Raw genomic sequence first — 24,436 nt, forward strand, 5'->3', positions numbered from 1 at the left:
TTTATTTTAAATTAAACTTTTAATTTTAGCAATGATATCATCTCCCAATTTATCAGCTTCTTCCTGGGATTTAGCTTCTGTATAAATTCTGATGATAGGTTCAGTATTGGATTTTCTAAGGTGAACCCAGTTGTTTTCAAAGTCTATTTTAACACCATCTACGGTAGAAACTTCTTCGTTCTCATATTCTTTCTCCATTTTGCTTAAGATAGCATCTACATCAATTTCGGGAGTTAATTCTATTTTCTTTTTCCCCATGAAGTAGCTTGGATATCCTGCTCTAAGTTCAGAAACTGTTTTATTTTCTTTTGCTAAGTGAGTCAGGAATAATGCTACTCCCACCAAAGAGTCTCTTCCGTAGTGAAGATCAGGGTAAATAATTCCTCCGTTCCCTTCACCACCGATCACAGCATTTTTCTCTTTCATTAAAGTAACCACATTCACTTCCCCTACAGCACTTGCAAAGTATTCTGAATTGTGAGTTTGTGCTACATCTCTCAAAGCACGGCTAGAAGAAAGGTTAGAAACAGCGACTCCATTTTTATGTTTTAAAAGGTAATCTGCAACTGCCACCAATGTATATTCTTCACCGAACATTTCTCCTTTTTCATCAATTAAGGCTAATCTGTCTACATCCGGATCTACTACAACTCCAAAGTCTGCGTTTTCTTTTTTTACCAGTTCGCAGATGTCTCCCAAATGTTCTTTCAAAGGTTCAGGATTGTGAGGGAAATGACCTGTAGGTTCACAATATAATTTAATGGTTTCACAACCTAATTTGTCTAATAGCATTGGAATCGCGATTCCTCCTGTAGAGTTTACCGCGTCTAGTACTACTTTGAAATTTTTAGCTTTAATTGCTTCAGCATCTACCATTGGTAAATCAAGGATCTGCTGTATGTGAATATCAAAAGCATCATCTCTTGTTTCATATTTTCCAAGATCATCTACTTCAGCATAGTTGAAGTCTTCACTTTCTGCCAAAGCAAGAACTTCAGCTCCGTTTTCACCGTTTATAAATTCTCCTTTGTCATTTAAAAGCTTAAGAGCATTCCATTGTTTTGGATTGTGGGATGCAGTAAGGATGATTCCTCCATCTGCTTTTAATTCAGGAACCATTATTTCTACGGTAGGAGTTGTAGAAAGTCCTAAATCTACCACGTTTATCCCTAATCCCTGTAATGTTGCTGTAACAAGGGAAGACACCATTTGTCCAGAGATTCTTGCGTCTCTTCCGATGATAAGGGTTAAATCTTTTTTATTTTTATTGTTCTGAAGCCAGGTTCCGAATGCGGAAGCAAATTTTACGACATCCAGCGGTGTTAAATTATCATTTACTTTTCCGCCAATAGTTCCGCGAATTCCTGAAATAGATTTTATTAACGACATTATGTTTTTATATTTCTTTGTTAGTATAATAAATTGTCGAAACAAAGATACTTAAAAAGACTTTACGTTATAAAACAGGAATCTTTTTTTGAACTTTGTCATACGTGTCTTTTACCACTTTTGGAGGTGCAAAACGATAACCCACATATAATAAGCCATAGAGATTGTTGTTCTCAATCGTCTGATTCTTTGTCTGTTCATAAGCGTAGGCATTAAAATTCATTCTTCCGCCAAACAGAAAACGATCGGTATTATATCCCACATGCAGCCCTCCTTCCATTCGGATTGTTATGTACTGAGCTGTTTCCTTTGAGTTTCCGTTCTGAATATTACGATAACTTGAAAATTTTCCTCCGACACCTAAAGTCAGGTAAGGAGAAATATTTACATTCTTCCCAATAACCCAATTATAGAAATAGCCAATGTTTCCTCCTATTTTGTATTGAAACTCTTTGGTTTTTATATTGTCAATCTTATTTCTGAAAATCGTAAGGTCATAATCAAGAAACGGAACCCAGCTCCCGCTGCTTTTTCTCTGCCATTCTCCTTGGGTGTAGATAGTTCTGGCTGAAAAATCTTTATTAAGAATATAAGAAGTGGTTCCTCCAAAACTTTGGACTCTAAGGTCCGGGAATTGGATATGAGGATCTTTACCTTCCTGCCAGTTTGGAAAAAGGTCTTTCATATTTTCAATATAAAACCCTCTTACATTCTTGTAATAAACATTCTGAATGAATCTTTTTGGGAAGAACCTGAAACTAAAGTCAGTATAAGAACTGCTTCCTTTCAATGCATCATCATCATTACCGTTAAAAAATTTAGGAGCAAATGATAATGTGGCACTTATGATTTTATAATCGATGGAAACGGAGGTTTTCGTTTTGTTGTTTATTGACAGTACTGTCTGTTGTGCATTTTCTTCTTTACCTTGTGTAAAAACATAGCTTTCGATATTGGTATCCAGATTCACACGGATCATTACCTGATCTGCGTAGGATTTGGTATTAATGGTATCAGATTGAGCTTTGCTACAAGTCGCAAATAAAGAAAATAAAAGAACTGATCCTGCTTTAAAGAAGTTCAAAACGAATAATTTAAATTAAAAAATGAAAATACTCATTTTTTTTCAATTATCCGTTGAAGGCTATGTTAAGAACAACCACAGTCTTTATCGCAGCCCGATCTTTTAGAACTGAACTTACTGGGTGCAAAATTCTTTTTAAGTACTTTGTACAGAGAGTAGCAAGCAAATGCTACAATTAATGCAATAAGTACGTATTGAAAAATTAATGATGAGTCCATTACTTTAAAATTTGATATACTATCATCGACACAAAATATGCCAAACCTGTCATCATTGCCACCTGAAAGCCAGTCCATTTCCAGCTTTTGGTTTCTCTGTAGACTACTGCAAGTGTAGAAACACACTGCATTGCAAATGCATAGAATAAAAGTACTGAGATTCCTGTTGCAAAACTGAAGACTTTTTCTCCATTTGGTTTTACATCTCTTCTCATTTTATCAATCACTTTTATTTCAGGAGCATCATCTTCAAGGCTGTAAAGCGTTGACATCGTCCCCACAAATACTTCTCTTGCTACGAAGCTGGTAAGAATCCCTACTCCCATTTTCCAATCGTAACCTAAAGGAGCAATCACAGGTTCTATTCCTTTACCCATTTTGGCAAGGTAAGAATGATCAAGTTCTACATTGGAAGCTACAAATTCATTCGGTTGTTGTTTTGGACCGAAATAACTTAAAACCCAAATAATAATACTTACGATGAAAATGATTTTCCCGGCTCCGGTAATGAATTCCCATACTTTACCTAAAACCATTTTTAAATCATATCCGAAAAGTGGTTTTTTATAGGCAGGAAGGTCCATTACCAAATAGGTTTTTCCTTTATCTTTAATAAATTTCTTAAGAATAGCTGCTGAAAATAGTGCCACTAAAAAACCTAGCAGGTACATTCCCATTAATACAAGAGCTTTATATTTTATTCCTAAGAATGATCCTTCTGAAATGATCAGTCCGATGATGATACTGTATACCGGAAGCCTTGCTGAGCAGGTCATAAACGGCGTTACCAATATCGTCAGTAATCTTTCTTTAACGTTCTCAATGTTTCTCGTGGAAATAACTGCTGGAATAGCGCATGCCGTTCCTGAAACAAGCGGAACGATACTTTTTCCGTTAAGCCCGAATGGACGAAGAAGTCTGTCCATCAAGAAAACCACTCTTGCCATGTATCCTGAGTCTTCCAAAAGATAAAGGAAGTATAAAAGAATTCCGATCTGTGGTGCAAAAACTACAATCCCTCCTATTCCCGGAATAATCCCATTGGAAACTAGTGAATTGATAGGTCCTTCAGGTAAATGCTCATTGGTAAATGCAGAGAACCATGAGAAAAACTCTTCAATCCAGTTCATTGGATATTCTGCCAGGAAGAAAACACTTTGGAAGATCACCAATAAGATCAATAAGAAAACCACATATCCCCAGAATTTATGAACTAAAACTTTATCCAGTTTTTCTGTCAACAATTCTTTGAACTGAGGTTTTTTGGAGATCACATTCTCCAATATTTTATCTACATTCTGATATCGCCTAACAGTTTCCTGAACCTGCAATCTCTTAGGTACTAAACTTTTAGCTTGAGAATCATTGATTTGATCCATTACGGATTCCAACTTACCTAGATCTGTCCCCATAGAAAGACTCATCCAAGCCTTGTATTCATTATCAAAGCCTTTATGATCAATGATTTTTTGAATAAAATCTTTGTGCTCTCCAGGAGTTTCAAATGAAGCTTTATCCGTTTTCACAAATTCATTATTGAAAACAGCTTCTCTCACTTCATTGATACCAATTTGCTCTTTGGCATTGGTCTGAATAATTTTAATTCCCAGTGCTTCTGAGAATTTTTGAATATCGATGGTGATTCCTCTCCTTTCAGCCTGGTCAATCTGATTGACAATCAAAATCATTGGAATACCAAGATCCTGAATCTGCTGAAATAAAAGAAGTCCTCTTTTTAAACTTAATGCTTCAAGAATATAAACAACTCCCGCGTAGTTTTTTTGTTCCTCGATAAGGTATTTTGAGAAAATAGCCTCATCCTCCGAACTTGGATACACACTGTATGATCCCGGAAGGTCAATCACTTCAACGTCCTCATTTTTGTATGCATAGTTCCCCGAATGGCTTGCAACGGTAACACCAGCATAGTTTCCGGTTTTCTGCTTTTTGTTACAAAGCGCATTAAAAACCGTTGACTTCCCTACATTAGGATTCCCTACTAAAAGTATCTGTTTTTTCTTGTTTGCCTGCATTAATTCAATTCTTCAACAATGATATAATCTCCTTCTTCCTCACGAAGAGCTATTCGGCTTTTTTCTGCTCCAAATTCCACGTACATAGGTCCATTGAACGGAGCCTGGTACAAAATCCTGAAAACGGTTTCTGGGAGGAGTCCCATCTCAATGATTTTATTGGGCATTTTCAGATGATCATTATCATACCCCAATATCTTTCCCATTTTATTTTTAGGAAATCCACTTAATTTATGTAATTCTTTCTCTTTCAAAGCCTAAATTTTTGTGATGCAAATATACGCTATTTAAATTTAATCTAAATAACACTTCCACCATAAAAGAAATCACCCCAAATACATTTCTGTAGCTGGGGTGATTCGGAATATAATTTAGTTGATATGAATGCTTATTTTTTCTTCTTGTCGGAAGGTTGTTGTTTTTCTATAGGATTATCATTGGATTCAAAGAAATCTTTCACCTGTTTTTCCATTCTTTTCATAAAATCACCGACGGTTCCATCCGTTCCAGGCATCGATTTACTCATGGTCTCAGCTGTCATGTATGGACGAGATTCAGCAAAAGGATCTGCTTTAAAGGCATCAAATGACTTCTGGAATTTTTCTTTCGTAGTTGGAGTTACTGTATTACTAGACATTCCCATCTTCGCATTAATCTTATCGGCATAAGACACTTCATCATAGTTTTCTATTTTTTTATTTCCACTTAATAACCATGAATAATTTTTATCAGCGTCTTCAATTTTTACAATCAACCCTGGAAGTCCATAAAATTTATACGGTCCATCCTGAAAAGGAATATCTGAACTGAACCAAGCTGTCCATTTTCTTCCCCCGAATTCTGTAGTAGCTTTTTGAGTGTTATAGGTTCCTATTTTTTGTTTTTCAGGTAAAATATTCCATTGTAATTTTACATTATCATCATAAGAGAAAAAGTTTCTACTAATCTTATCCACATACTGCACTTTCATTTCAGGATAGTTCTTAAGAATCTTGTATGAAAACTTAGGCCATTTTATCATTTTACTCATGTCCTTAAATGACTTGGTTTTTTCCATCTCTTCTACCCGAACTTGAATAATGGAATCTTGGGCTGGCATTGTAAAATCCTGATAAATTGATTTTTTTGGAGTAATATCCAAAATAGTGATAAGCTTATCCAATCTTGCAGAATCTTTTTTAGGCTTAAAAGTCAGCTCATAAAAGAATCGGTTTGCCGTTTCTTTAGTATCCTGTGCATTAGCAAATGCAAAAAGCGTAATAAGAAATATAGAAAATAACTTTTTCATTTCTCAAGTTTTATTAATTAGTAATTACATGAACAGATTTGTTACAGTTTTTCTTCAATTTATTTTCTAACAAATTATTTAAAGTAAGCTACACAAGGCGAAATAATCTATTTTTCAAACACTTAACTCTATTCAAAAACAATACAAGAGATAAAAATTATGATTTTATTAAAACATTTTCAGGTTTAATTTTTTTAACTTTAGTCTTCCCAAAAACAAAATATTATGGACACTTTATCACAATTTAAAAATGAGCTGGAAGCCGAATATCAAACTACCAGAAAGTTTTTCGAAGCTTATCCTGAGGAAAAAAATGATTATGCTCCGCATGAAAAAAGCATGAAAATGTTACCTCTTGCCACCCATATTGCTGAAATTTTCGAATGGCCAAATACAATGCTGAAAACCTCTGAACTTGATTTCGCCAATGGAGATTATCAACCTAAGCAATTATCTACCCGTGAAGATCTTCTTCAAACGCTTGATCAAAATTTTAAATCCGGTAAAGAAGCGCTTGAAAATGCTCAGGAAAACGACCTTAATGCAAGCTGGGCATTGAAAAATGACGGACAGGAACTGGCAAAATGGTCAAAATATGAATCTATTCGCCATGCGTTGAACCAGATCACTCATCACAGGGCACAATTGGGAGTGTATTACAGGATCAATGATATTCCTTTACCGGGAAGCTATGGTCCTTCTGCCGATCAGCAAAGCTTTTAAATCACTATATATCTCAACAAAAAACCAATCCCTAGGGATTGGTTTTTATTTTTATTTAAAGTTGAATTTTACACTTAACATCACCTGGCTTGGGCGGAGCTGCATCGTTGTCTGTTCAATGGTTGCATCCCTTACGTTGATCCTTTCAAATACTTTTCTGTTGGAAATATTCATCCATTTTAATTCAAAGTCTACTTTTTTCTTGGTCCAACTGAACTGATAGGATACATCAAAGAATCCATTGTTAAATTTTGTATTTCCCATTTTAGAGTTGATCTGATCCCAGTAAAAACCTATGGTATGGCTTTCCAATGGATAGAAGAACACATTCAGATTATGATTATAGCTTTCACTTTTCCCTAAATCTCCCGTCGTGTAAATATTAGATTGTTTATTCCAGGATTTTGTCACATTGAAATCTACACTCATCCATGAGAAATAGGTATTGTTAAATTTAAATCCTAATGTATTTCCATCTGTCTTGGTATCAAATAAATCATCATTTCTCATCATCTGAGATTTTGATACGGTATTGTTGTAAGAAAATGAGGCGTTGGTTTTAAATTTTGGAAAATATTTTCCAATTTCTGCATAATAACTATTATTCGTTCTTTTATTTTCAAGCTCAATGTATTGGATAACACTAAAACCTGATGGGTTTACTACACTTGAAGCTAAGAGGTTATTTTTAGCATCGCTTAATCTATATCCTACATTGAAGAAAAGGTTATTCAAAGGGTTTCTGTATTCCAATCTTACTCCTCCATTTTTTGTAGTAGTTTCAGGAATTGGATTTTTAGGATCCATCACACTGAATCCTCCAGGGCTTGTTAAAATAGATCCGGCATAAGCCGTCTGTATATCTCCGAAGTTATTGCTGATACCTCCGCTTACACTTGCTTTAAAGAAAGAGGCAAAAGAATATTGCGCAAAAAGATTCGGAGTAAATGTAACTTTATTTAAAGATTTTGAAACATTTCTGAATGCATCTTCAGCTTTCATGCTGTTAAAATTCACTGGAAAACTTGAAAATAAGCTCCATGCTTCAGATTTATAATTAATTCCTACAGATGCAGATGGATTTACTTTCGTGAATTTCAAATCATTTTCATATGTTAAACTATTGAAATCAGGCTTGTTGTCATCCGTAATTCCGTCAAAATTGGTTATTAACCTATCTGATGAAAAATCGATTCCAACTTGCGGCGTGAAGGTCCAGCCTTTTGTAGAGAAGCTGATATTTGCAGAATGTGAAGTATCTAAGCTTTTAATTCTTAAACTCTGTAAAGCTGTAGTTCCCGGTGTAAATTTAATGGTTGTAAATTTAGTATCATCTGGGTCTTTATAAGGAAACTTTAAATAATCAGCTGGAGAAATTTCCAATACCTGCTTATCGTTTTGGTAGCTTATATATGATTTAAAATTAACCATTTTTTCTTTCCACGGAATGATTGTACTTAAAGAGTTCTGAAATGAAGAAGTAGGAGATTCCAAAGCTTCATTCCCGATTGAGCCCGCTCTTTCCGCCAAAGCTCTATCTGCGTTCCAGAATTGAGAGAACGTGGTTGTATTTTTGAAGAATCCTTTTTTAGCATTTTTAGTAAAAATCAATTCTCCTTTTAATTTATCTGTATAAAAATTATTAAGAAATCTGGTATTAAACTGGGTTCCCTGCTGGATATCTCTGGTGAGTGTATTAGACTCTCTTTCAACTGCATTATTCGTATAATTGGCGTTTGCTTTTAGTTCCCATTCTTTTTTCTTATCAATATTTGTCAGGTAATTGGCAGACAAATAGTGAACATTATTCAACAAGTATCTCTTTACCGGAAGGTTAGGAACTTCAGCATTTTCTACACTCAGCCAGTTATTTTGGGAAACATTTCCTCTTCTTCCTTCCCATGAGCTTCCAAACGCCAGAATATTTCCTTCATTTTCCACCTGTTCACCCATATTGTTGGTTTTATAATTAACCACCCACTGGCTTTTCTGTCCGAAAAACATTGGAGTCAATTTTACATTCCATAGCCATGGATCTCCAAAACCAGATCCTACTTCACCACGACCTGTCATGGTTACAGCGTTCTTAAGTTTAATATTAATAGCCGCTTGATCCGAAGGAACTTTATCCTGAAGAATCTTTACCGGTTGATGGTTTTCAAGAACTTCCACTTTTTGAACGGCATCTTTTGGCAACGAATTATTGATGGTACCGTAACCTCCTTCCATAAGGTCTTTTCCGTTAACATAGAATTTATTGATGGCATTTCCCTGATACTTGATGGTTCCGTCTGTACTGACTTCAATTCCTGGAATTTTTTTCATTACATCGGCAAGAGTTCTATCATTTTTACTGTTAAAAGCTTTCAGATCATAAGAAATAGTGTCTCCTCTTGCGGTGATCATTTTAGTTTTCAGCTGTACTTCCTTTATTTCCGTAGCTTCAGACTGCATTGTAAAATTCAATGTCTGGTCACTATTGCTGACTTGTTTGGTAAGAGGTTTCTGATTGAATGCTTTTACTTTAAGGTCAACATTCGATTCCGAAGAGGTAAAAGTTACTTTATATTCTCCTTTGGAATTGGTAATTCCATATGCAAGAATAGCATCTTTACCCGGTTCCTCAATGGTGACACTTGCACTTGGTATTGCTATTCCGTCAGTATCCGTGACTTTTCCGGAGACCGTCTTCTGAGCAAAGGTAAGAACCGTAAAAAAAAGCATCAGAAATAAGGAAATATTTTTTTTCATGTTTATTATTTGATTAATTAGTTAATCATTCTATTCTTTCGTTACACTTTTAAAGATATGATTTAAACTTAAAAGTTAAACTCTATCACTATAACAACCGTTATATATTTATTATTCAGTAATTAAAATTGCCTTCATGGTACATTTTATTCATAATTAAAGATGATAAATAAACAACCCATCATAAAACATTTACATTGGCAAAATAATTATGAACATCATATTAAGGCATCCTTAAAGTATATATAATAAATATGTGTTTTTATTTTTGATTCAGAAAACATTTACAGTTTTTAATTTTTATTTAAAATCTTAAAAATATCTCTCTTTTATTTGAATTAAATTAGTATAAGTATTTTTTCCTTCTTTATTTAATAACTTCAAGAAGCATTTTCTTTGTTAACTAAAATAATTATCAGTGATAAAATCGATTTTCCTTCCCTGGGATCATGTTTTTGTTCTGAAACAAATGAACTACACAATTTATTTTCATTTTTTAATAAAAAATATAAAAGCTTTATTAATAATAATAATTCCCAATTTTTTTATTTAGTCTAAATAGTAACATTACATTTAAATCATGGATTAAAAAAAAATTAAAAACAGGTACATAAATATTTATTTAATAATTTTGTAACATAAAATTTATAAAATGGGAATTATTTTAAAGCCTATAGATGTTGTAGATGATATTTCTAAAGAAGATTTCTACGAAAAATATCTAAAGCCAAGAAGGCCCGTTGTCATCAAAAATATGGCAAAGAAATGGCCTGCTTACCAAAAATGGACGATGGAATATATGAAGGAGGTCGTAGGAGATGTGGAAGTTCCGCTATATGACAGTTCAAAAGCAGATCCTTCTGCTCCCATCAATGCTTCAGCAGCCCAAATGAAATTCGGTGATTATATAGATCTTATTCAGAAAGAGCCTACTGATCTTAGAATTTTCTTATTTGATCCTATAAAATATGCCCCTAAACTTCTTGAAGACTATATTTCTCCAAAGGAACTGATGGGCGGATTTCTTGATAAGTATCCTAATATGTTCTTTGGTGGAAAAGGATCGGTAACGTTCCTTCACTTTGACATTGATATGGCTCACATTTTCCATACTCATTTTAACGGAAGAAAGCATATTCTTCTTTTTGATTATAAATGGAGAGAGAGATTGTACCAAATTCCTTATGCAACTTATGCGTTGGAAGATTACGATATTGAAAATCCTGATTTCACGAAATTCCCTGCACTGGATGGTGTAGAAGGTATTGAGTGTTTCCTTGAACATGGTGATACTTTGTTTATGCCTACAGGATGGTGGCACTGGATGAAGTACCTTGACGGTTCTTTCTCTATTTCCTTAAGGGCTTGGGATAAATCATGGGCGGTAAAAGCTCATTCTTTATGGAATCTTACTGTACAACGTAAGTTTGACGATGTTATGAAGTCTAATTTTAAGAATAAATATATGGACTGGAAAGAAAAAGTGGCCATCAAACGAGCGGAAATCGCTTTAAAAAGAGGTTTGCCAAGATAAAGACAAAAGACGTTTCAAATGAAACGTCTTTTTTTAGTTTAGTAATTAATTTTAAAATACTTACAGCACCCTATACACTGGATACTGTCTGAATGTTTTCTCTTCAAAATAAGGAGAATGCCTATAGACCCAATCCAGTTGTGCTTCACCGTCTTCTGAAATTTTTTTGTCTGATTTTTTTGCTGCTTCAAAGGCTTCTTTTAGTTTTTTGTCCGTTTTCAACAGTTCTGCAGCAGTATCTTCAAAGATATAAGCTGAATAATATTCTTTTTGTGCCAGAATTCCATCAAAAAAGTTCCAGTTGAAGAAAGAGTCTAATGCCTCAGGTTCAAGGGTTTCAATAATATATTTTACTCCATGCTGACTGGTAGAAACAAGATAATCTCCAGCAGCAAAGGATTGGTTTTTATTTGTTCTATCTACCGTTGTTTCATAATGCACATAATGTCCTTCATAAGGGTTTTTTACAGTTTTAAAGTCTTTAATTTTATAGGATTCTACTGCTATTGTGCTGTCCTTTTGAATTGGTTTCATCTGAATACCGTTTCTTTTGAATTCTTCAATCACTCTGTATTGCGACTGTGGAATTACATAATATTTCGGAATGGTGATATATCCTGTCGGAACTGCTGTAGTAAACAGTTTTATATTTTTTGTAAAAGGTTTATTTCTGTCATAATATAATCTTGGTTTTCCGGAAATTTCACTCGGTTTGTATTGACCTTCATATCCTTTGAAATCCATCGTTGTATACTTTGTGGAATCTATTTTCCATCGAATTCCGTATTGTTTTCCTGCCTGATATTGTTTTAAGTTTTCAATACGCAGCTGTTTTATTTTCTGATAGTCTTTATCAAGGTTTTGCAGATTAACCAGCATATATTTATAGGTAGCGTCTACTCTTTTATCATAAGGCTTTAGCATATGCGTTTCCGGAACTGTTCCCAGTGAGTTGAAGAGGGTTGTATATCCTGTTGAATATCTTGGGGAGTCTTCGAAAGAGGCAAATCCAACCTCGGGAATATCTCCATGAATATTCACATAAGGAGTGCTTTCATAGCCTAGTTTCTTCATATCATCAAGATTTTTAGCCTGATAATCATTGTAAAAATATGATCCTAAAACATTGCCTAAGCGTTCTTTAAAAGTTGAAATGTAAGTAAATGTATATTGATAATCTGCTCCGTTACTGACATGGTTATCAATAAAAACATCCGGTTTAAGCCATTGATAGATTTCCTGGAAGCTTCTGGCATTTTTGGAATCTGCTTTGATGAAATCTCTGTTGAGATCGTAGTTTCTTGCATTGCCTCGGAAACCATACTGTTCAGGACCGTTTTGATTGGCTCTTGAATGGGAACCTCTGTTCAGCATTCCACTTATATTGTAGGCAGAAATGGCAGCTATGATAAAGTTTTGAGGTGTTTTAATTTTTTTAGTTGCCAGGTCTCTCATAAGCATCATGGTGGCATCAATTCCGTCGGGTTCTCCGGGATGAATTCCGTTGTTGACAAACAAGATTGCTTTATCTTTTCTCAGATTTTCAATATTTTTTTCAGGAAAAGGGTTATAAACTACAACATAAATAGGTTTTCCGTTATCATCTTCTCCTTTTTTAAGATATTGAATGGTATTAAAGTTCTTTGCGAGATCCTGGTAATAGACATTCATTTCATCGTAAGTAACGGTTTGATTACCATTCCCTTTTTCAAAAGGTGTCTGAAATGTTTTTTGAGCCCAAACAAAAGACGAACATAGGGTAAGGAAGAGGTATTTCAATTTCATGGAGGTCATATTTTTCGGATTTAAAATTAGGTAATATGATTGGGGCAGAAAAACGAAATTTTACTCTTTAGTATATAAAATAGAACCTCACAAGTTTTGGAAACCAGTGAGGTTGTGTGCCTGAAAGCAAATATTTGCTTATCATTATTGATTAATTATTATTTACACTTATTTATTTCTTCCTTTTTCATCAGGATATAGAGACGGAAGCGGGTCGCTTTGCCAGAATTCCTTAGTATCGATATCCATCACGGATAAAGCTCCGGTAAAGGCTGCCCCTGTATCCAGATTCCAGATATTGGCTTTATTTGCAGGTGTAGTCATTCCAATATCCAAGGTTGGAGTATGCCCGATAAAGATTTCACTGTAAAGAAGTAGTCTTTTAGGGTACAATTCTGAGTTCTTTTGAAGTTTACTATCCATTGCCACTGCGGTTTCCCAAAGGGTTCTGTCCCAGCGGTAATTGCTGGAATAGACTTCTTTCTCAGGACCATGCATCGAAGAATATCCTGCATGAATAAACAGACGGTTTTGTTCATCAATGTGATAAGGCTTCATCCTTTGAAAAAATACAAGATGGTTTTCCAGCTCTTCCAAAGAATAATCTTTATAGCTTTCTACGGTACTTTTTCCACCATTGAAAAGCCAGATATCAGGTCCTTGTTCAAATGACAACCAATCTTCGCACCAGACATCGTGGTTTCCTTTGATAAAAATACATTCCTGTTTTTCGGAAATTTCTATTAAAAACTCGATGATCTGTGAAGATTCGCTCCATCCGTCTACGTAATCTCCAAGGAAAATCAATTTGTCTTTTTCAGTAACCTCGGCACGTTCAAAAGCTTGCTGTAATGCTTTAAACCCACCGTGAATGTCTCCTATTGCTAATGTTCTGCTCATTAATTTTTTCCAAATCTTTTATGATAATTGGGGCAGGTATCTACAATTTTTTTTGCTTCTGTCAACCCACACCTCTTATGCTCAATTATAAAATACAATACGTGAACTAGACCAGCTCCTTTTGCAAATAAGTCATTTACCTTATCTGTTAAGTTGTCTTTTTCAGGAGCAAAAGTTATTACTTCTTTTTCAAATTCTTCGAATGTCATTTTGAAATGTATTTCGGATCTACAAATTCTGTCAGCCATACTCCATTGGCAGACTGAAAGAAAGCAATTCCATCCTGATGCATTTTTCCGGTTCTGATCGTCAGAATCATTGGTTTCCCGTGTCTCATTCCCACCTTTGTAGCAGTCTCTTTATCAGTACTTAAGTGTACATGCTGACGTGTTCTTTTTTCAATTCCGGTTTCAAAAATAGAATGGATATTGGCTTCTGCTGTTCCATGATAAAGAAAATCAGGAGGCTGCACTGTTTCTAAAGCTAAGTTTATGTCAATAGAGTGTCCCTGACTGGCTCTGATTCTGGTTTTATCTTCATTGAAGGCAAATCTTTTTTTATTATTGGTTTCTACCACCTCATCCAGTTCTTTCATTGTGAAATGTGTTCTTCTTTTGGCTGATTTTGCGATCAGTTCTTCTACATCTGCCCAACCGTTTTCATCTAATTTGAGCCCTATAATTTCGGGCTGGTGCCTTAAAATAAGGCTTAAAAATTTACTTATTCTTTTTGTTTCTATTTCGTTCATGGTGTGTTGTATTAACAATTATAATATTCGGGGAGAAAGGTAACGGGCAAGTTTGTCACTTTTGATATTTCATCTGCATATTCATCAAAGCTATATTCGCCTGCTTCTGCAATTTCGCACGACTTACCATTGGCAAAGCATACTAAAATCCAGGAACCTCCGCCTCCTTTTGCCGGTAACATATTTTGTATTTCAAATCCTGTGACTTCACTTAAAATAAATAGTTTGCTTCTTTGTTCATTTGAGTATCCAAGCAAATCATTTTTTACATCTATCCATAATAAGTTCCTTTTATTTAAAATTTTCAATATTTCATCCGGCGTCTTAAACTGAAAATATTGTGATTTTTCTACTACAATATATTTAAATTCCATATACTTATCGACTTCTATTTTGCCATTGTATACGGGTAAATTTTCTTCAGGAATTTTCTCCTGTTTCTTCTTTTCTTTTGGAGAGAAAAGGGTTGTAATTATTTTAATTAAGCTTTTCATCTTCACCAGATAATTGATTTTGTAATTTCTCACAAACAGCTATAATGTCATCCTTTCTCACAAGTACTGAAACCCACTCCTGAGGAATATTTTCAAATCCATAATAAATTCCTGCAAGTCCACCGGTAATAGCTGCTGTAGTATCTGTATCTTCTCCTAAGTTGACTGCTTTCAATACTGATTCTGAATAATTTTCTGAGTTTAAGAAGCACCATAAAGAAGCCTCCAGACTGTGTAGCACATAGCCACTTGCTCTGATTTCATCTTCGGGATAAACTGAAATATCATTTTTTAAAATTCTTTGAAAAAGTCCGACTTCACTTGGGTTAAACCCTTGTAGTTCTGCATATTCTAAGGCTAACTTTTGCATGTGTACGTATGCTTCCTTTTTACTTTTACCTTTTATTAACTGAATTGCAAAGATGATATAGATAAAACAGGCAAAAACAGATCTAAAATGACCATGTGTAATTGCTGAAACTTCCTTTACAGTCTGATATAACTTCTGAATATCATCTTCATTTTCAAGATAAAAAGCTAAAGGAATAATTCTCATTAAAGAACCATTCCCGTTATCTTCTTCAAAAATATTTCCTGAAAATCTAGCGCTCTCTCCTTTTATCAATCTTGCAATAGAATGTCTTGTTGTTCCACCAATATCGAAAAGTCTTCCATGAGCGGTCCAATGCCCATATTTATTCCACTGCACAAAGCTTTGCCCTATTTTTTCTAAATCATAGCCTTTTGTAAGTACCTCAGCAAGGCAGAGCGTTAAAGAACTGTCATCACTCCAGGTACCTTTAGGTTGGTTCCAGGACATATATTCCAACATTCCCGTTACCGGAGATTTTTTCAAATCTTCTCTTTTTTTAAACTCTACAGGAACTCCAAGGGCATCACCGATGCATATTCCCATAATTCCTGCTTTTACTTTATTTTCCATCAGGCAAGATTTACCAGTTTATCAAATAAAAGTTTCATTCCCTGCGTTGCTGTCTCTTTCATCACTACAGCTCTCTGTCCGTAACCAAAGCCTGTTTCATTAGGATTAATAACGATTAAAAGACAATCATCTTTAATATCATGAATCAAACCAGCTGCTGGGTAAACCTGTAAAGAAGTTCCAATAACCAGGAGTATATCTGCTTCCTGTACCATTTTTCTTGCATCATGCAGTAATGGAACATCTTCTCCAAACCAAACGATAAAAGGTCTTAATTGAGCTCCATCTTCTGCTTTGTCACCAATATTGATGTCTCCTTTTTGTTCGTAAACAAGTTTTTTATTGTTACATGAACAAGACTTGAACAATTCTCCGTGAATGTGAAGGATATTTGTAGAACCGGCTCTTTCGTGAAGGTCATCGATATTTTGGGTAATGATCTGAACATCGAAATGCTTTTCAAGTTCTGCTAATAATTGATGGGCTTCATTAGGTTGTACTTCATGAAGCTGGCGTCTTCTCTGGTTATAAAATTCCAATACCAAAGCTCTGTCTTTTCTCCAGCCTTCCGGGCTTGCAACATCTGTTACGTTATGATTTTCCCAAAGTCCGTCTCCATCTCTGAATGTTTGTATTCCGCTTTCGGCACTGATTCCTGCGCCGCTTAATATGGTTAGTTTTTTCATTGGTTTTTTAATATTTCATAGTATTCTGTATCCTTACATGGATTATAAATTCCTGCTTCTTGCCAATTATCACAAACTGTAATTATTGAATTAGCATAATCAATGTATTCTTTATTTTTTTTAGGATAAATATCTATTAGTTGCTTTATTTCTCGATTATCAAAAATATAAAGACTATTATTCTCTTTAATAAAATAAGCTTCTCTAAATGCTGAAATAAATTCTTTTATTTCAGACTCTGCTTTTTTACTTTTATAAAAAACATAATATGATTCATGAGCTAAATCTAATCGATGTTTCAGAATTTCAAAATCAAATTTATTGATATCATACTTCAATTTCCTTTTTGTCTCATAAATTAATTTAAAATCTAGTTCAAAATTTGAAGGAAAAACCTCATAAAATTTTACATCATTATTTTCAAACAGCTTATAAAATGTCTCTTTGACTATTTCTGGTGTCTTAATTCCAAAATAGATTCCAGTAATTGCTGATGGGTGAAATTTTTTCATCCCATACTTATCAAAAATCAATCGAACTTCCTTCTCATGCTTCCACGCAGATTTCTTTGTTGCAAACATTTTTTGAATAAAGCTACTGCTTAGATTTGACATATCTTCAATCCCCAATGTAGGTACACTTTCTTTGTAATCAACCTTAAATTTATATTGAAAATCAAAATTTTGTTCTTTATCAATTAATATGTCCAAATCATACTCTATACAATATCCTGAATAAGAACTCGCATAATAAGCCCATAATTGTTCATTTAAAAAATCCGTACTCAAACAATAGATTCCAATTTTCTCTTTAAAATCTAAAACTTCCCCAAGACATTTTTTAAAATTATCCAATTCTGCAAAAGGAAATAAAATCTTTAAAAGATCTACTGAGTGAGATATTTCTTCATTAAAGTAAATATCAAAAGGATCGTTCAAAGCACTATAATTTGATGAATAAAAGGAATTCTCCTTAAGAGTTTTAATATCTCTATCAAAAATGTCCTTTTCTATTGATCGGTATTTATATACTTTCATAAATCTATCTTTTTATTTACTATTAATCAGTTTTATATTATTTCTTCAAACGGTTTCAGCATCTCTTCTTTCTTTGTAAGTACGGCAAAAACCACTCTTTTAAATTTATTTTTATATTTTCCCTGAAGATGTTTTTTGAACAGACCTGCAATTTCTTTCGGATCATTTTTGAAAACTCCACAGCCCCAAGCTCCTAAAATTAAGGTTTCATTTCCTTGATGTAAGGCTAGTGAAAGCATTTTATCTGTCCGGATATCCATGGTTTCCAGAATCTCATTTTCTCTCTGAGGTTCCTGTCGTTTTACTACGCCTGCATTTACTGCCGGAGAAGTAATGAAATTACACAGTACCGGTTTTGGCAGTAATTCTCCTTTATCTTTTCTGAAAACAGGAACTTTCGGACTGTAAATCATGGTATCTGTGTAAAAACAAGAGGTCATACTACGGTGTAATGTGTAATAATCTTCTGCCATTAACAGGCTTTCATATAATCCTGAAGTTCTGGCAAGGCTTTCTTCCTGTGCTTCTGCTCCATTGATAAATCCTCCACCCGGATTTTTTGCGGATGCAAAGTTCAGACACATTATTTTTCCCTGATCTTCTTGTTCTGCTAATTGTAAAATAGCTTTAAGAGAACTACATCGCCAGGTTTCAAATTGAGTTTCAAAATGAGTTTCCGGCATTGAAGTCGCTATGAGCTCAGAGAGCTGTTCAGGGTTGAAAAGAACGGTTCCTTTTTTACTGGTTTCCAGTTCTTTTTCGATATCTATTCTCTGGTGTTCTGTATTTATATAATATTTATTGGCTAGGATATCTAATGTATCTTTTGCCATTTCTTTATTGGTCATAATTTTTGTGTTTTAGCCACGAATGCACGAATTTTTTTTACAATCTTATGAATTCGCGGTGGTGTTTAAAGTATTTACAAGGCTTTCTATATTTTTATTGGCAGCCTTTTTAAAATCGTTCCCGACAAATACTTTTATAATTTCTATTTTTCCTACAATTGCCTGATTAAATGTTTCAAGCTCTTCTGAAGGTACCCACAGTTCATTATGGTTTCTGGCTCCTACATTCTGAGCTGGATATTGATTGGCTATTTCTTCCAAAACATCAAACTGGGTTACAAAACCAAGATAATTTCCAAACTCATCCCTCGTATTCCACTTTTCTGCAATTTCTGATGCGTAGTCTTCATCCAAAACAGGATAGAATATAGGCTGCCATTCTAATCTTGGAGGAAATTTTTGATATCCACTCTCCATGATCAGAACCATTTCTTTTTCTCCTACAGGTCTGTATAGTTTTGTTGTTTTCATTCTTTTAATTTTTAATCTTATTATTGGCAATTTCAGGATAAATAATGATCTCGTTTCAGGTGTTTCTATTATTTGCTATTCAAAATCATATATAAAAACCTCAACATTTTTGTTCAGTAATGTTCTCTCAATAATAGGTTCTATTTCTGTCCATTTTCCACCTGCCAATCCACATCCGATTCTCGGCATATGAATGCTTGCATTGAGTGATAAAGCTTCATTTGATAAAGTTTCCAGACATTTTTCAATAGCTTCATATCGAACGGGAACGCCGTTACTTCCGGTTTTTATTCCTTTTTGTCCAATCATATTGGCTACATATATATATTTTTCTACCTGTATGATCTGAATTTCTCCTAAAGCAAAATTATTTTTACTTCTGAAGCGATGCCAGTTCCGATATTCTTTTTCAGGTGCTTCCCATCTTTTGGAAACGGCAAGTACAAAACCTTTTCCCCAACCACCAATATCATTACAGATATGGGCAATTATTTTTATTCCTTTTGTCTGCGGAACCGTAGCATCACCTTTTATATATTGTATCGTTTTCATTGTTTTTAATTCTTAATCATTATCATCATTTCCGTCCACAATAAAAGTAAATTAAAAAAGCTTTTTAAAGTCTTCTGAATAAGGAGAAAATGATCCGTAAACAGTTTTAAATGTTATATCCAGCTTATCTAAATTCATTTCTTTATCAATCTGATCCAGACAAGTAATTACAAGATTCTTTTTTGTTGAATGTGTGTAAGCTGCGTCTAATTTTAAAGCATAATTCAGCAGTTTATCGTCTAAATCTCCTACTCTCAACTCTTTCTGATATTCATTAAAGATACAGGTTTCCTCTTCATTGTTTTTTAAAATAATCTCTTTTTCATTGCTCATCCAGCCATTTCCGTGACGGGTTGCATAGCTTCTTGTCACATAATACATTTCAATATCTTCAATATTAAGCTGTTTACATATTTCAGATGCGTTCTTTGAGGTGGTGTGAGCATACGTTACATTCGGAAAGACTCCATGATCCATATCTAGGAAAATTCCCTGGCTTCCTTCAAAAATGAGGTTATCAAATGATTTAAGATACTCATAATCATCTATTTTCCAATCTATCTGATCAATTGCTTCTAAAAAAGATTTCAAATGTTCTTTAATCTGATTTTCCTCTAAAAAACCGTAGTAATAAGCAATTCTTTTCAGTTTTTCCAACAGCATTTCTTTGGGTGCAATAAGATCAATTGCAAATAGTTTATAAGGGCTTTCATTTCGCTTCATTGTAGCTCCTACTCCTTTTCCGCAGGTTCCATGTTCCAGATTTTTTGAATTTGTTCTGTTTTCCCAGACATCAAACGGCGTTGTTATCTTTGCCAATGGATGGATATGAAGCTCTATATTACCATTCTGAGACTTTAATTCTTCTCTTTCATTCAATAAAAATTCCGGATGAATGGTACAATGTTCCGTAAAATAGGATGGTAATCCACGAAGCGCACCGCTTGCAAAGCTGGAATGAACATGTTTTCTATCATCAATCATTACCGTATGAGCTGCCTGCTGTCCTCCTGAAAATCTTATGACCACAGAATCCGGGTTCTGACTGGCAAGAAAGTCTGTTGTGATTCCTTTTCCTTCATCACCAAAGCCTAATCCTATAACTATTTGCGCCTTTTTCATAATCTTTAAAGCATTTGTACCTTATCTAATCCTTCTGAATCTGTATTTGTGTATGTTTTATTTTTAAACTTTTCACAAATAATTTTCTTAATAACATCCGGTATTTCCTTATGATCTTTTATCGATATACAGTTTTCTCCTAATAGTTCCATCCAATCCCTGTTTGCTCTCATTGCCTGATCTGAGTGAAGAACGTTGATATGGTATATTTCATAACGTTTCTTCGCTTCTTCCAAGAGATCATAATGAGTATAAGTTTGTTGCCCTGAACCCATAATTTCCCTGATTGCAGATGCCGGAAGTACTTTTAAGCAAGGTTCGTCTCCTACTGTGAACAGAATTCCTTTCTGATTTCTTTTTTCAAAAGCATCTGTTCTTGTATGAAAAGCGGCAAAATACCAAGCCAATAAATAGCTTTCTCCGGCATTTCCCCCACCTCCGGATTCTATATACGTACGGGTAAGCCACATATCCAGTTCTTCGTCTCCTGATTCAAATTGCCCTACCTGTAATGGGTAGCTGTCACACTCGTGATCTCCGATTCCCAGGAAAAGTAATGCCGGATCCTGTACTCCGCCTTGGATAATTCCCCCCATCAGTTTAGGCAGTCCTTCTCTGATTAATTCATGAGGAATGTGTCCCATGCTTCCTGTCACATCAAGTCCTAAGATAATAGGAACCGTGTTTGGATGTACTTCAGAATCTCTAGATTCCCTAAATGAAACTCCATTAGGAATCATTGCTTTATGTGCTTTTCTTTTGGCATTCTGAGTGAAAATGTCACTTGCGGATTTTGTTCCGTAACCTGCTTTGCTTGCTCTGTCATAACGAGCGTCTATATCGTATCTTGTGCTTCCCATGATTAAAATGTTTTTCCAAATAAATATTCATATCGTTTTTGGGTAACTTCTAGCTGAATATTCAGATTTCTGATTGTTAATGATAATTCCATGTCTTTCTGAACGAATGCTTCGGGATTAAAATCCGCAAAAGTCAAACTGTTTCTATCCAAAGGACTGATATCAATAAGTCCTTCCTGCTCCCGTTCAAGCCTCTTTATCTTGAGTTCAATGTCTTCTACCTTGCGTCTGTAGATCAATTCTGAATCTTCTCCGATCGTTCGCGCCCGGTCTTCTCTGATCTGATCATTATTTCTCTGTAATGATTCGATAAATCTTGGTTTTAATTCATCTTCCATATCTGATCATTTTTTTGTGTTATTATTACGCTAATTAAAAAAGGCATAATTATCCAATAATCCTGCATTTATTTTAACAGGAAGCCATTACATCTGTTCTTTAAATTTTTATCCTTGTAATAAAACGATTTATTCTTAGTTTTCAGTCTTTAAAAGAGAATCCTCAATCAAAAAAATCTATGGGTAGAGTTTTGTTTTTTCATGATTAATATTTTGTGTTTGGTTAGTCTGTTTTTACCCTCTCAATTCATCCCTTACTTCCATCAAAGCAAATCCTAAAAGGTTTTCTCCGTTCCATAATAAAGGATTTTCTGCTCTTGAATCTGTTTCCAACATTCCTATTCCCCAGATCGTATCATAAGGACTTGCCTCTACCAGAATCTTATCATTTGTAGATAAAAGAAAGTCTTTAAACTTTTTATTCTGAGAAAATTTTAAAAAGTTTCCTTGTTTTACGATCTGATACTTATGATCATTCCAGACAACCGGATCAAAGTTTTTAACTTTTCTTCCTAAACTTTTTACCTGATTAGGGCTTGGTGATTGTAGTATTTTTTCCAGTGTTTCAGGATCATTAAACAATCGGACTTTCCCAGCCATCATATAATGTTCTGCTGTTTTATATACAATCCCACTCTCTTCAAAATTACCTGAAAACCACTGACTAAAACATGATTTGGTAATTTCATCTTTTACAGTATGCCCCCAGAAAAACAAAAATTTTATCCTTTGCTTTTTTTGAAATTTGTCTTTAATATTTTGTATGGTGTATTTCATATTGTGTTATTTCTACGCAAATGTAAAGCAATATCAATTTATCTTCCAAATTTATTTGTGTCAATTTTACGCTAATAACCATAATTAATTGATTACCAATGATAAAATTTTATTATTATAATTACAAATGATACTAACATATTAGGTTTCGGCTGAAGCCAATGGAATTTTTGTCCATAAAAAAAACGGGCTAAAGCCCGTTTCTATTGAATGTATTTTCCTTGATATTTATTTGTATAATATATTTTAATATGAACTATTCTATTAGCATCTAGCATAGAAATTTGTGATTATTCGTGAAAAATATTTGTTTCATTTGTGTTTAAGAAACTATTTGATCTCGAAGTAAAATCCTTGTTCTTCCAACTCTTTATATTTTTCCTGATTGAAAGTGAATAGTTTACCTGGTCTTCCGCTTCCTTCTTTTTTAACATTATTGGTTTCATTAAGCAATCCATAGCTCATGATCTTTTTACGGAAATTTCTACGGTCTATTTCCTGTCCTACAATGGTTTTATAAAGATTCTCAAGGTCTGAGAAAGGGAATTCTTCATTCAGAAGGTTGAAACCGATAGGCTGGTATTGGATCTTGGTACGAAGTCTTTTTAAAGCAATATCAATAATTCCTTTATGATCAAAAGCTACAGTGGGAAGATTGTTGATACTGAACCACTGTGCATCATCCGCATCGGAGTCTGCAAAGAGTTCGTGATAAGAAGGGTTTACAAGCCCCAAATAAGCTACAGAAACTACTCTATTCCTCGGATCTCGACCAACGTTACCAAATGTATAGAGTTGTTCCAAAAAGTCAGGTTTTATGCCTGCTTCTTCATGCAGCTCCCTTTTTACAGCATCATCGAGATTTTCATCATCGAGAACCAGCCCACCCGGAAGAGCCCACCCTCCTTTAAAAGGTTCTATATTTCTTTTGATCAAAAGGATTTGAAGATCTTTTTTATCGAAATATCCAAAAATAACGGCATCTACCGCTACTTTGATATCCTGTAATTTTCTTGGAGACTCCATAAATTTATTTGCGTTATGAATACGCAAAATTATGAATAAATATTTAGTATTTTTACTAAATGATTAAAAAGCTGCTTTACTTTAGTCTTATTCTTGGGCTTTTCTCATGTAAAAAAGAATCTTCATTTGCAGACTCTATCATTTTACATCATGAAAAAAATGAGAAATTAACCTTCCAAAAGTTTAATGAAGGCCTTGGAGAAACTGGAACAGGAGTTATTTATATTGGAAAAGAAACCTCACATATAAATATAAAATATTTTCAAACCATGATGGCTCTGCCCCCGCCACCTCCAGGTTTTAAAATACAACAGGATTTGGTAAGAGATTATATTCTTTCGAAATATTTTTATCCCTCTTTCGACAAGACTTTTTTTTCCGACAAAAACATCGTTTACGATTCGCTAAGCTCGGAAAATTTAAAAATACTAGCTAAAGCACAAGATACGATTCCTAAATATGCATATAATTTTGAAACAAAGACATTAAAGAAATATAAATCATTTCCTGTATTTATAAAAAATATTTCTGGTCGTAAACTTATTTTACCAGAGTTTAAAAACTTATTTCCTTTTATTTTAAATGACAAGAAAAAATGGCAGTTAATACAGAATGATAATGCAATGGTTTGTGGAGATCCAGGATGGAATCGTATTTACTGGGAACTCGGACCTGGTGAAATTATAGTTGCTTCTGTAAATTTCCTCCCTGGAAAAGATAAGGGAGAGTTTAAATTATCTTTTGGTAGTGCTACATCAGAGCCATTTACAATGAATTATGATAAGAGAATAATCAAAGATCAAAACATCTATTTTGAAATTAAATAAAA

Annotated in this window: 25 protein-coding genes; 3 read left to right on the top strand and 22 right to left on the bottom strand. The window is 34.1% G+C overall.

What is annotated here, in order from left to right:
- Nucleotides 1–6 precede the first annotated feature (6 nt).
- The 5 genes from glmM to BW983_RS10040 all read right to left on the bottom strand — a co-directional run bounded on the left by glmM (nucleotide 7) and on the right by BW983_RS10040 (nucleotide 6,012).
- A complete protein-coding gene (gene glmM / locus BW983_RS10020; protein WP_076551836.1) occupies nucleotides 7–1,389 on the bottom strand; it encodes a phosphoglucosamine mutase in 1,383 nt (460 codons plus the stop codon).
- Between the two features lie 67 nt (nucleotides 1,390–1,456).
- Nucleotides 1,457–2,473, bottom strand: coding sequence for a DUF4421 family protein (locus BW983_RS10025; protein WP_076551837.1), 1,017 nt, complete (start codon nucleotides 2,471–2,473; stop codon nucleotides 1,457–1,459).
- Between the two features lie 217 nt (nucleotides 2,474–2,690).
- Nucleotides 2,691–4,724, bottom strand: a complete 2,034-nt coding sequence (gene feoB / locus BW983_RS10030) for a ferrous iron transport protein B (protein WP_076551838.1) — start codon at nucleotides 4,722–4,724, stop codon at nucleotides 2,691–2,693.
- The gene (locus BW983_RS10035) at nucleotides 4,724–4,978 is read right to left on the bottom strand and encodes a FeoA family protein (protein ID WP_076551839.1); all 255 of its coding nucleotides are present in this window, start codon (nucleotides 4,976–4,978) and stop codon (nucleotides 4,724–4,726) included. The genes feoB and BW983_RS10035 overlap by 1 nt, the downstream gene beginning before the upstream one ends.
- 134 nt (nucleotides 4,979–5,112) lie before the next feature.
- A complete protein-coding gene (locus tag BW983_RS10040; RefSeq protein ID WP_076551840.1) occupies nucleotides 5,113–6,012 on the bottom strand; it encodes a GLPGLI family protein in 900 nt (299 codons plus the stop codon).
- 225 nt (nucleotides 6,013–6,237) lie between these two features.
- Between BW983_RS10040 and BW983_RS10045 the strand changes: the two genes are divergently transcribed.
- On the top strand, nucleotides 6,238–6,735 hold the full coding sequence (locus BW983_RS10045) for a DinB family protein (RefSeq protein WP_076551841.1): 498 nt from the start codon (nucleotides 6,238–6,240) through the stop codon (nucleotides 6,733–6,735).
- Between the two features lie 51 nt (nucleotides 6,736–6,786).
- Here BW983_RS10045 and BW983_RS10050 read toward each other — a convergent pair whose 3' ends face one another.
- Nucleotides 6,787–9,486, bottom strand: a complete 2,700-nt coding sequence (locus tag BW983_RS10050; protein WP_076551842.1) for a carboxypeptidase regulatory-like domain-containing protein — start codon at nucleotides 9,484–9,486, stop codon at nucleotides 6,787–6,789.
- Nucleotides 9,487–10,138: 652 nt separating this feature from the next.
- On the opposite strand from BW983_RS10050, the gene BW983_RS10055 reads away from it, so the two are divergent.
- On the top strand, nucleotides 10,139–11,020 hold the full coding sequence (locus BW983_RS10055) for a cupin-like domain-containing protein (RefSeq protein WP_076551843.1): 882 nt from the start codon (nucleotides 10,139–10,141) through the stop codon (nucleotides 11,018–11,020).
- 60 nt (nucleotides 11,021–11,080) lie between these two features.
- On the opposite strand, the gene BW983_RS10060 is transcribed toward BW983_RS10055, so the two are convergent.
- The 16 genes from BW983_RS10060 to BW983_RS10135 form a co-directional block, all read right to left on the bottom strand.
- The gene (locus BW983_RS10060; protein ID WP_076551844.1) at nucleotides 11,081–12,805 is read right to left on the bottom strand and encodes a M14 family metallopeptidase; all 1,725 of its coding nucleotides are present in this window, start codon (nucleotides 12,803–12,805) and stop codon (nucleotides 11,081–11,083) included.
- Nucleotides 12,806–12,973: 168 nt separating this feature from the next.
- Nucleotides 12,974–13,705, bottom strand: a complete 732-nt coding sequence (locus BW983_RS10065; RefSeq protein ID WP_076551845.1) for a metallophosphoesterase — start codon at nucleotides 13,703–13,705, stop codon at nucleotides 12,974–12,976.
- Nucleotides 13,705–13,914 (bottom strand): hypothetical protein, encoded by a 210-nt coding sequence (locus BW983_RS10070; RefSeq protein ID WP_076551846.1) that lies wholly within the window; start codon nucleotides 13,912–13,914, stop codon nucleotides 13,705–13,707. Before BW983_RS10070 ends, BW983_RS10065 begins: the two co-directional genes overlap by 1 nt.
- Nucleotides 13,911–14,453 (bottom strand): RNA 2'-phosphotransferase, encoded by a 543-nt coding sequence (locus tag BW983_RS10075; RefSeq protein WP_076551847.1) that lies wholly within the window; start codon nucleotides 14,451–14,453, stop codon nucleotides 13,911–13,913. The genes BW983_RS10070 and BW983_RS10075 overlap by 4 nt, the downstream gene beginning before the upstream one ends.
- An 11-nt stretch (nucleotides 14,454–14,464) precedes the next feature.
- The gene (locus BW983_RS10080) at nucleotides 14,465–14,947 is read right to left on the bottom strand and encodes an ATP-grasp domain-containing protein (RefSeq protein WP_076551848.1); all 483 of its coding nucleotides are present in this window, start codon (nucleotides 14,945–14,947) and stop codon (nucleotides 14,465–14,467) included.
- Nucleotides 14,931–15,890, bottom strand: coding sequence for an ADP-ribosylglycohydrolase family protein (locus BW983_RS10085; protein ID WP_076551849.1), 960 nt, complete (start codon nucleotides 15,888–15,890; stop codon nucleotides 14,931–14,933). Before BW983_RS10085 ends, BW983_RS10080 begins: the two co-directional genes overlap by 17 nt.
- The gene (locus BW983_RS10090; RefSeq protein WP_076551850.1) at nucleotides 15,890–16,576 is read right to left on the bottom strand and encodes an SIR2 family NAD-dependent protein deacylase; all 687 of its coding nucleotides are present in this window, start codon (nucleotides 16,574–16,576) and stop codon (nucleotides 15,890–15,892) included. Before BW983_RS10090 ends, BW983_RS10085 begins: the two co-directional genes overlap by 1 nt.
- On the bottom strand, nucleotides 16,573–17,613 hold the full coding sequence (locus BW983_RS10095; RefSeq protein ID WP_076551851.1) for a DUF2971 domain-containing protein: 1,041 nt from the start codon (nucleotides 17,611–17,613) through the stop codon (nucleotides 16,573–16,575). Before BW983_RS10095 ends, BW983_RS10090 begins: the two co-directional genes overlap by 4 nt.
- Nucleotides 17,614–17,645: 32 nt before the next feature.
- A complete protein-coding gene (locus tag BW983_RS10100) occupies nucleotides 17,646–18,461 on the bottom strand; it encodes a TIGR02452 family protein (RefSeq protein ID WP_076551852.1) in 816 nt (271 codons plus the stop codon).
- Nucleotides 18,462–18,506: 45 nt separating this feature from the next.
- Nucleotides 18,507–18,932: an ADP-ribosylation/crystallin J1 gene (locus tag BW983_RS10105; protein ID WP_076551853.1), complete on the bottom strand. Its 426-nt coding sequence runs from the start codon at nucleotides 18,930–18,932 to the stop codon at nucleotides 18,507–18,509.
- Nucleotides 18,933–19,007: 75 nt separating this feature from the next.
- Nucleotides 19,008–19,484, bottom strand: coding sequence for a macro domain-containing protein (locus tag BW983_RS10110; RefSeq protein WP_076551854.1), 477 nt, complete (start codon nucleotides 19,482–19,484; stop codon nucleotides 19,008–19,010).
- 51 nt (nucleotides 19,485–19,535) lie between these two features.
- Nucleotides 19,536–20,606 carry an adenylosuccinate synthetase gene (locus BW983_RS10115; protein WP_076551855.1) on the bottom strand — a complete coding sequence of 357 codons (1,071 nt, stop codon included), beginning with the start codon at nucleotides 20,604–20,606 and terminating at the stop codon, nucleotides 19,536–19,538.
- Nucleotides 20,607–20,611: 5 nt separating this feature from the next.
- Nucleotides 20,612–21,466: a hypothetical protein gene (locus BW983_RS10120; protein ID WP_076551856.1), complete on the bottom strand. Its 855-nt coding sequence runs from the start codon at nucleotides 21,464–21,466 to the stop codon at nucleotides 20,612–20,614.
- Nucleotides 21,467–21,468: 2 nt separating this feature from the next.
- Nucleotides 21,469–21,804 carry a hypothetical protein gene (locus tag BW983_RS10125; RefSeq protein WP_076551857.1) on the bottom strand — a complete coding sequence of 112 codons (336 nt, stop codon included), beginning with the start codon at nucleotides 21,802–21,804 and terminating at the stop codon, nucleotides 21,469–21,471.
- A gap of 234 nt (nucleotides 21,805–22,038) precedes the next feature.
- Complete coding sequence (locus BW983_RS10130) at nucleotides 22,039–22,581, bottom strand: NADAR family protein (RefSeq protein WP_076551858.1); 543 nt, start codon at nucleotides 22,579–22,581, stop codon at nucleotides 22,039–22,041.
- 330 nt (nucleotides 22,582–22,911) lie between these two features.
- The gene (locus BW983_RS10135) at nucleotides 22,912–23,607 is read right to left on the bottom strand and encodes an NUDIX hydrolase (RefSeq protein WP_076551859.1); all 696 of its coding nucleotides are present in this window, start codon (nucleotides 23,605–23,607) and stop codon (nucleotides 22,912–22,914) included.
- Between the two features lie 59 nt (nucleotides 23,608–23,666).
- Between BW983_RS10135 and BW983_RS10140 the strand changes: the two genes are divergently transcribed.
- Nucleotides 23,667–24,434, top strand: a complete 768-nt coding sequence (locus BW983_RS10140) for a hypothetical protein (protein ID WP_076551860.1) — start codon at nucleotides 23,667–23,669, stop codon at nucleotides 24,432–24,434.
- Nucleotides 24,435–24,436 lie beyond the last annotated feature (2 nt).

The sequence above is a fragment of the Chryseobacterium ureilyticum genome (assembly GCF_900156735.1).
Lineage (GTDB): Bacteria > Bacteroidota > Bacteroidia > Flavobacteriales > Weeksellaceae > Chryseobacterium > Chryseobacterium ureilyticum.

What these genes read in the sequence shown, in the direction of transcription:
- BW983_RS10100 (WP_076551852.1), bottom strand. Translation starts at nt 18,461, where the DNA reads ATGACCAATAAAGAAATGGCAAAAGATACATTAGATATCCTAGCCAAT.
- BW983_RS10125 (WP_076551857.1), bottom strand. Translation starts at nt 21,804, where the DNA reads ATGGAAGATGAATTAAAACCAAGATTTATCGAATCATTACAGAGAAAT.
- BW983_RS10060 (WP_076551844.1), bottom strand. Translation starts at nt 12,805, where the DNA reads ATGAAATTGAAATACCTCTTCCTTACCCTATGTTCGTCTTTTGTTTGG.
- BW983_RS10135 (WP_076551859.1), bottom strand. Translation starts at nt 23,607, where the DNA reads ATGGAGTCTCCAAGAAAATTACAGGATATCAAAGTAGCGGTAGATGCC.
- BW983_RS10045 (WP_076551841.1), top strand. Translation starts at nt 6,238, where the DNA reads ATGGACACTTTATCACAATTTAAAAATGAGCTGGAAGCCGAATATCAA.
- BW983_RS10110 (WP_076551854.1), bottom strand. Translation starts at nt 19,484, where the DNA reads ATGAAAACGATACAATATATAAAAGGTGATGCTACGGTTCCGCAGACA.
- glmM (WP_076551836.1), bottom strand. Translation starts at nt 1,389, where the DNA reads ATGTCGTTAATAAAATCTATTTCAGGAATTCGCGGAACTATTGGCGGA.
- BW983_RS10090 (WP_076551850.1), bottom strand. Translation starts at nt 16,576, where the DNA reads ATGAAAAAACTAACCATATTAAGCGGCGCAGGAATCAGTGCCGAAAGC.
- BW983_RS10075 (WP_076551847.1), bottom strand. Translation starts at nt 14,453, where the DNA reads ATGAACGAAATAGAAACAAAAAGAATAAGTAAATTTTTAAGCCTTATT.
- BW983_RS10070 (WP_076551846.1), bottom strand. Translation starts at nt 13,914, where the DNA reads ATGACATTCGAAGAATTTGAAAAAGAAGTAATAACTTTTGCTCCTGAA.
- BW983_RS10115 (WP_076551855.1), bottom strand. Translation starts at nt 20,606, where the DNA reads ATGAAAAAGGCGCAAATAGTTATAGGATTAGGCTTTGGTGATGAAGGA.
- BW983_RS10095 (WP_076551851.1), bottom strand. Translation starts at nt 17,613, where the DNA reads ATGAAAGTATATAAATACCGATCAATAGAAAAGGACATTTTTGATAGA.
- BW983_RS10080 (WP_076551848.1), bottom strand. Translation starts at nt 14,947, where the DNA reads ATGAAAAGCTTAATTAAAATAATTACAACCCTTTTCTCTCCAAAAGAA.
- BW983_RS10050 (WP_076551842.1), bottom strand. Translation starts at nt 9,486, where the DNA reads ATGAAAAAAAATATTTCCTTATTTCTGATGCTTTTTTTTACGGTTCTT.
- BW983_RS10105 (WP_076551853.1), bottom strand. Translation starts at nt 18,932, where the DNA reads ATGAAAACAACAAAACTATACAGACCTGTAGGAGAAAAAGAAATGGTT.
- BW983_RS10040 (WP_076551840.1), bottom strand. Translation starts at nt 6,012, where the DNA reads ATGAAAAAGTTATTTTCTATATTTCTTATTACGCTTTTTGCATTTGCT.
- BW983_RS10140 (WP_076551860.1), top strand. Translation starts at nt 23,667, where the DNA reads ATGATTAAAAAGCTGCTTTACTTTAGTCTTATTCTTGGGCTTTTCTCA.
- BW983_RS10085 (WP_076551849.1), bottom strand. Translation starts at nt 15,890, where the DNA reads ATGGAAAATAAAGTAAAAGCAGGAATTATGGGAATATGCATCGGTGAT.
- BW983_RS10055 (WP_076551843.1), top strand. Translation starts at nt 10,139, where the DNA reads ATGGGAATTATTTTAAAGCCTATAGATGTTGTAGATGATATTTCTAAA.
- BW983_RS10130 (WP_076551858.1), bottom strand. Translation starts at nt 22,581, where the DNA reads ATGAAATACACCATACAAAATATTAAAGACAAATTTCAAAAAAAGCAA.
- feoB (WP_076551838.1), bottom strand. Translation starts at nt 4,724, where the DNA reads ATGCAGGCAAACAAGAAAAAACAGATACTTTTAGTAGGGAATCCTAAT.
- BW983_RS10065 (WP_076551845.1), bottom strand. Translation starts at nt 13,705, where the DNA reads ATGAGCAGAACATTAGCAATAGGAGACATTCACGGTGGGTTTAAAGCA.
- BW983_RS10120 (WP_076551856.1), bottom strand. Translation starts at nt 21,466, where the DNA reads ATGGGAAGCACAAGATACGATATAGACGCTCGTTATGACAGAGCAAGC.